Annotated in this window: 6 protein-coding genes; 3 read left to right on the top strand and 3 right to left on the bottom strand. The window is 74.6% G+C overall.

Going from position 1 to position 6330, the window contains the following annotated elements; genetic code table 11:
* A partial coding sequence (locus ACTIDRAF_RS0223870; RefSeq protein WP_211215416.1) for a hypothetical protein occupies positions 1-381 on the bottom strand: 381 nt, incomplete at its 3' end.
* 88 nt (positions 382-469) lie between these two features.
* Complete coding sequence (locus ACTIDRAF_RS30905; protein ID WP_083886638.1) at positions 470-1261, bottom strand: family 43 glycosylhydrolase; 792 nt, start codon at positions 1259-1261, stop codon at positions 470-472.
* A 340-nt stretch (positions 1262-1601) separates the two neighbouring features.
* Between ACTIDRAF_RS30905 and ACTIDRAF_RS30900 the strand changes: the two genes are divergently transcribed.
* Together ACTIDRAF_RS30900 and ACTIDRAF_RS0223855 are read left to right on the top strand one after the other, a co-directional pair.
* A complete protein-coding gene (locus ACTIDRAF_RS30900; protein WP_052168952.1) occupies positions 1602-2861 on the top strand; it encodes an ROK family protein in 1260 nt (419 codons plus the stop codon).
* Between the two features lies 1 nt (position 2862).
* Entirely contained in the window at positions 2863-4620 is a 1758-nt protein-coding gene (locus ACTIDRAF_RS0223855; RefSeq protein WP_016701198.1) for a glycoside hydrolase family 35 protein, read from the top strand.
* 225 nt (positions 4621-4845) lie between these two features.
* Here ACTIDRAF_RS0223855 and ACTIDRAF_RS0223850 read toward each other — a convergent pair whose 3' ends face one another.
* Positions 4846-5469, bottom strand: a complete 624-nt coding sequence (locus tag ACTIDRAF_RS0223850) for a TetR/AcrR family transcriptional regulator (RefSeq protein ID WP_016701197.1) — start codon at positions 5467-5469, stop codon at positions 4846-4848.
* A gap of 121 nt (positions 5470-5590) precedes the next feature.
* Here ACTIDRAF_RS0223850 and ACTIDRAF_RS0223845 point away from each other — a divergent pair.
* Positions 5591-6330 (top strand): SDR family NAD(P)-dependent oxidoreductase (locus ACTIDRAF_RS0223845; RefSeq protein WP_026066439.1); only part of this gene is annotated, 740 nt, incomplete at its 3' end.

Here is a 6330-nt window from a genome sequence, read left to right as displayed (position 1 = left end):
GGTGGGGGAGCCCTCCGGGGGGAGGTGGGCGGGCAGCGCCCAGGTGTGTTCGTCGCAGACCGCCCACACCAGGTCGTTCAGGGCGGTGGCCTGGTCGGGCCGGTCGTCGACGAGCACGGTCAGCGCCAACGCGGCGAGCTGTCGACGGCGGGCGAAGTAGGGGCGTTCGTACCCCAGGCGGTCGCCGCGTTCCCGGAAGGCGGCGAACTCCCGGAACCGCAGCGGTGGCGGGCCGGCGCTCACCGCGTCCTCGGCGGCGGCGCGGAGATCGGCCCACAACGGGGCGAACCGGTCGGCGGTGGCCGAGGCACGCAACGCCGCGCGGGTCCGACGGGGCCAGCGGCTCCTCCGCCGCCCGCCACGGTCATCCTGGTGTGCCATCCCGCCGCCCTTCCCGTGACCCCTGACCCCGTCCGCCCCGGTTGACCCCCTTCGCCTGCCCGTGGGACCGCGCCTCCCCGGCTGTCCCTCACTCCTCGCGGAACACCGATCCGTGCCGCACGAAACCCGAGAGGCCGCCGGGCAGCTCGCGGGGCGGCGTCCAGGTCCGCAGGTCGGCGCTGTCGCTGTAGACGTAGCGGGAGGTCGTGTAGCCGTCCAGGTAGATGCGGTAGCGGCCGTCGGGCAGCACGGTCAGCGCGGGGCCCTCCACGCGGCCCCACCCGGCGAAGTCACCGGTGTCCACGAACCGGTAGGGGCCGGTGAGCGCGGGCGCCACGGCGTGCTCGACGACCTTGTCGGTCTCGTTCTTGGCGAACGCGTGGTACTCGCCGGCGTGGTGCACCAGGAAGGTGTCGATGTGGTTGGGGCCGATGCCGGCGAGCTCCACCGGGCCCGACCACCGGGTCAGCTCCGCGTCCTCGGCGGTGAACAGGTGCGGGCGGAACGGGCCGTAGGAGTCGGTGGAGAGGGAGACGACGACGTGCCACCGCCCGGTGGCGGGGTCGCGGAAGAACTCCGGCGCCCAGGTGTTGCGCACCCACCCCGCACCGACCTCCACGGTGGTGTGGTGCCGCCACTCGGCGAGGTCGTCGCTGACGGCCAACGCGAAGTCCCCGGTCTCCCAGCCGGTGGTGTGGGCGACGATCCAGCGGTCGCCGTGCCGGATGACGGAGGGGTCCCGCACCAGGCCGGTCGGGGGTTCGTAGGCGGGGCCGTGGAGCAGGGTGAAGGTGGTGGCGTCCGCCGACTCGTAGACGTACATGTTGCTCTCGCTGTCGTTGGTGAACGCGGTGAAGACGTAGCGCACCCTGCTCCTCATCCCTCCCACTGCCGGTGGCGGCGCGGCCCAGCCGTGCCGTGGGTGATCCTGCGTGCGGTGCGGGCTGGCCGACAAGGCCGTGCGCGTCCGAGGACGGGGTTTGACCGAAGTCAGCCCATCTCCGGCCCTGGCGTACCGGGGAGCGCTCCGGCCGCGTCGGTCACCCCTGGGAGACCGGGAACGGCTGGGGACGGCCGGTTCCGGCCGGTGTCGCCGGGAGCCGGGGCGGTGGCTGGTCCCGGCGGCGCGGGCGGGGCTAGGGTCCAAATCCGACCCTTGGAAAAAGTCCCCGGCCCGGCTGGTGGGCTCGCGGGCACCGGAGGGGGAGGAGGGTGCCGTCTTGCGTCCTCGATCCTCGCGGGACATCCGCAGGGTGAACCGCTTCGACCTGCTCCGGCGCGTGTACTCGGCCGAGCACCCGGTCACCCGCCAGTGGTTGGTGACCGCGACGGGGCTGTCCCCGGCCACCGTCGCCACCCTGACCACCGAGCTGCTCGCCCTCGGGGTGCTCGTCGAGGCCGGCCGGGAGGACTCCGGTGGCGGTCGTCCCCGGGCGCGGCTCGCGGTGAACGGGGACCACGGTGTCCTCGTCGGCGTGGACGTCGCCGAGACCTACGTCCGTGCCGACCTGTTCGACCTCGCGTTGCGCGGCCTCGACTCGGGGCGCCGGGAGATCGGACCGGAGGACCACCAGCCCGACGTGGTGGCGGCACACGTCATCGGCCTGGTGCGGGGCATGTTCGGCCGGCGGCGGCTGACCCGGGACCGCCTGCTCGGGATCGGGGTGAGCCTGCCGGGGCAGCGGCACACCGACAGCGGGGTGTCCCTGTTCCCCGCCGCCGTCGGCGCCTACGAGGACGGTGACCCGGAGGGCAGGTTCCGGGGGCTGCTGGCGGACGCCTTCGGACGGGCACCCTTCCTGGAGAACCCGCTGAAGGCCAGCACCGTCGCCGAGCTGTGGTTCGGCGGGGGGCGGGCCGCCCACGACCTGGCGGTGGTGACCCTCGGAACCGGGGTCGGCGTGGGGATCGCGGTCGACCAGCGCCTGTACCGGGGCGCCACCGACGCGGCCGGGGAGTGGGGGCACACCCTGCTGGTCCCCGGCGGACGGCCCTGCCGCTGCGGCGGGACCGGCTGCGTCGAGGCCTACGTGGGCGCTCCCGGCATCATGGCGACGCTGCGCGAACGCGACCCGGGTGGCCCACTGCTCCACGCCGAGGAGTCCGCCACCGTCGAGGCGTTGGCCGCCGCCGCCGGCCGGGACGACCCGCGTGCCCTCGCCGTGCTCGACGAGGTGGGCACCACCCTCGGTGCCGCCCTCGCCACGCTGGTCAACATCCTCAACCCCGACACCGTGGTGCTCGGCAGCTGGGTGGCCGCTCGCCTGGGCCGCTGGCTGCTGCCCGCCGCCCGGGCCGGCGCCGCCACCCACGCCCTGCCCCGCAACCTCGCGGCCGTCGACTGGCGGCTGTCCGGGGTGGAGGGACACGCCGTGAGCCTGGGCGTCGCCGCCCTGGCCCTCGAAGGACTCGTCGCGGGCGGCCCGGCGGCCGCGCCGCGTCCCGACCCCGTTCCGACGACCGCCCACCGGGAGCGCTGACATGCCCGAATTCGCCATTGGTGACGACGACTTCCTGTTGGACGGGCAGCCGTTGCGCATCATCTCCGGTGCCCTGCACTACTTCCGGGTCCACCCCGACCAGTGGGCGGACCGGCTGCGGAAGGCCCGGTTGATGGGGCTGAACACCGTGGAGACCTACGTCCCGTGGAACCTGCACCAACCGACGGCGGAGGACTTCACCGCCGAGGCCGGGCTCGACCTCCCCCGGTTCCTGCGGCTGGCCGAGGCGGAGGGGCTGCACGTGCTGCTGCGCCCCGGCCCCTACATCTGCGCGGAATGGGAGTTCGGCGGGCTGCCCGCCTGGCTGCTGGCCGACCCCGAGGTGCGGCTCCGTTCCACCGACCCCACCTACCTGGCGGCGGTGGAGCGCTTCCTCGCCCGGCTGCTGCCGCTGGTGGTCCCCCACCTGGTGACCCGGGGCGGGCCGGTGTTGGCCGTGCAGGTGGAGAACGAGTTCGGCGCCTACGGCCGGGACCCGGAGTACCTGGAGCGGGTGGCGGAGTTCCTGCGGGCCGGCGGGGTGGACGTCCCGTTGTTCACCAGCGACCAGCCCTCCGAGGAGATGTTGGCGGCCGGGGGCCTGCCCGGGGTGCTGCGCACCGGCAACTTCGGGTCCCGGGCGGCGGCGAACCTCGCCCGGTTGCGGGAGGGCCAGCCCACCGGGCCGCTGATGTGCATGGAGTTCTGGCACGGGTGGTTCGACCGGTGGGGCGGGCCGCACCACGTGCGCGACCCCGAGGACGCGGCGGCCACGCTGGACGAGCTGCTGGCGGCCGGTGCCTCGGTGAACTTCTACATGTTCCACGGCGGGACCAGTTTCGGCTTCCTCAACGGCGCCAACGACAACGGCCGGTACCTGCCCACGGTGAACTCCTACGACTACGACGCCCCGTTGTCGGAGAGCGGGGACCCCACGCCCAAGTACGCGGCGTTCCGCGAGGTCATCGCCCGCCATGCCCCCGTCCCCGACGAGCCGGTGCCCGCTCCGGCGCCGCGCCTGCCGGAGACGGCGGTCAGTCTCGACGAGTCCGCCGCGTTGCTCCCGGCCGTGGACCTGCTCGCCGAGGGGGTCGCCGCCGAGCGGCCGCTGACGATGGAGGAACTGGGGCAGTCCTACGGTTTCGTGCTCTACCGGACCACCCTGCCGGCGGCGGTGGACGGGGTGCTCGTCGTCGAGGACGTGCACGACCGTGCCCAGGTCTTCGTGGACGGCGCGCCGGTGGGCGTGTTGGAGCGGGAGCACCGCGAGCGGGCGTTGGCGCTGCGGGCACCGGCCGGTGCCCGGCTCGACCTGCTGGTGGAGAACCAGGGGCGGGTGAACTACGGCGAGAAGCTGGCCGACCGCAAGGGTGTCCTCGGCGGCGTGTTCGTCGACGGGGCCGAGGTGACCGGGTGGACCTGCCACGCGTTGCCGCTGTCGGCGGAGCAGTTGGCGGCCGTCCCGTTCGCGGCGGCCACCGGGCTGCCGGCCGGGCCGGGACTGCACCGGGGGACCGTGCGCGTCGAGCGGCCGGCGGACACCTTCGTCTCCCTGCCGGACTGGACCAAGGGGGTGGTCTGGATCAACGGCTTCGCCCTGGGCCGGTACTGGCGGCGCGGCCCGCAACGCACCCTTTACGTGCCCGGCCCGGTGCTGCGTGCCGGTGCCAACGAGGTCGTCGTCCTGGAGCTGGAAGCCGCGACCTCGCGTGCGCTGGTGCTGGTGCCCGAACCCGACCTGGGGCACACCCAGGAGTGACCGCTCCGGCGCCTCCTCGTGGCGTCGGGTTCTCCGGGCGGGGTCGGTACGCCGGCTCCGCCCTCCCCGGGCGGTCCCGTCCCTGAACTCGGTTCGCGTGTTCCTCCCGCGCACCACGTCCCCGCGCGGCGGGGTGTGGTGCGCGACCGGTGGCCGTCCGGTCGGGCATCGGGACCTCCGCCTGGGTGGCGGGCGCGGGTCGGCCGCCGCGCTGGTGTCGGTGGGTCAGTCCGCCCGGTGGGTGGTGCGGTCGCCGGCCCCGAGTCCGGTGAGCAGCGTGTCGACCACGCGTGCGGCGGCCGCGTCCAGCTCGGCCGGTGCCGGCTCCTCGGCCAGGTCCTCGGCGGCGGCGTGGATGAGCCCGTAGTACACCCGGCTGGCCCAGTCGGGGTCCACGTCCGGGCGCACGGCCCCGGCGTCGCGGGCCCGGCGGAACAGGGTGACGCAGCGGGCGCGGGTGTCGGTGTGGACGCGCACCACCTCGGGGTGGTCGGAGCGGACGCCCATGGCGAAGCGCCAGGTCCGTTTGATGCGCAGCACGTGGGCGGTCACCTCGTGCAGGGCGACCAGGGGTGGGGCGCTGTCGGGTCGGCCGGCCAGGACCGCCGCCTCCAACTGCTGGGCCGCCAGCACGGTCAGCGAGGAGACGAGGTCCTCCCTGCTGGCGAAGCGCCGGTGCACCGTCGTGCGCGCGACTCCCGCCTCGGCGGCGATGCGTTCCATCGTGGCCCCGGGCTCCTGGCTGAGCACCCGTTCGGCGGCGGCGAGGATGGCGCGCACGGTGCGTTCGGCGTCCGCGCGCCGGGCGCGTCCCGGCCCTGGTGTCTGTTCCGTGTCGTGGTCCCGCATCACCGTGCCCTCCCCGGCGGGGAGCGTACCGCCGTGGCACCACTCCCCCCATAGTTGCTACATTCCTGTAGCAACTAGTCCCCGAGTCGCGTCACTCGAGTAGTGGTGGAAGGGAATCCTGGTGGATCTTCACCTGAGCGGGAAGACAGCAGTGGTCACCGGCGGGAGCCGGGGCATCGGCCGCGCCGTCGCGGCCGTCCTCGCCGACCAGGGAGTCCGGGTGGTGGTCGGCGCCCGCCGCGCCCCCGACCCGCCGGTGCCCGGCACGACAGCCGTCACCGCCGACCTCGCCACCGAGCAGGGCGCGCGGGACCTCGCCGACGCGGCGCTCGCGGAACTCGGCGCGGTCGACATCCTGGTGAACAACGTCGGAGGCGGCGACGGTGGTGACGGCCAGACCGGCGGGTTCCTGGAGACCTCCGACGCCCTGTGGCACGCCACCTTCGAACTGAACCTGTTCAGCGCGGTCCGCGTCACCCGGCACCTGCTGCCCAGCCTGCTCGAGCAGCGCGGCACCATCGTCACCGTGTCCTCCAACGCGGGGAGGACGCCCAGCGCCGGCCCGTTGCCCTACGCGGTGGCCAAGGCCGCGCTCACCGCGTTCGGCAAGGGCCTCGACGCGGAGTACGGGTCCCGCGGCGTCCGGGTGAACACCGTCTCCCCGGGGCCGGTGCGCACCGACCTGTGGGAACACCCCGACGGCTACGGCGCGGCGCTCGCCCGCTCGCTGGGCATCCCGCTCGACGACCTGCTCGCCGGCCTGCCCGCCGCCTCGGGCATGACCACCGGCCGGCTCGTCGAACCCCGGGAGGTGGCCCACCTCGTCGCCTACCTGGCCTCACCACTGGCCGGCAGCGTCGC

It is taken from the genome of Actinoalloteichus spitiensis RMV-1378 (assembly GCF_000239155.1).
GTDB lineage: Bacteria > Actinomycetota > Actinomycetes > Mycobacteriales > Pseudonocardiaceae > Actinoalloteichus_B > Actinoalloteichus_B spitiensis.
This window is presented reverse-complemented; position numbering and strand designations above follow the sequence as displayed.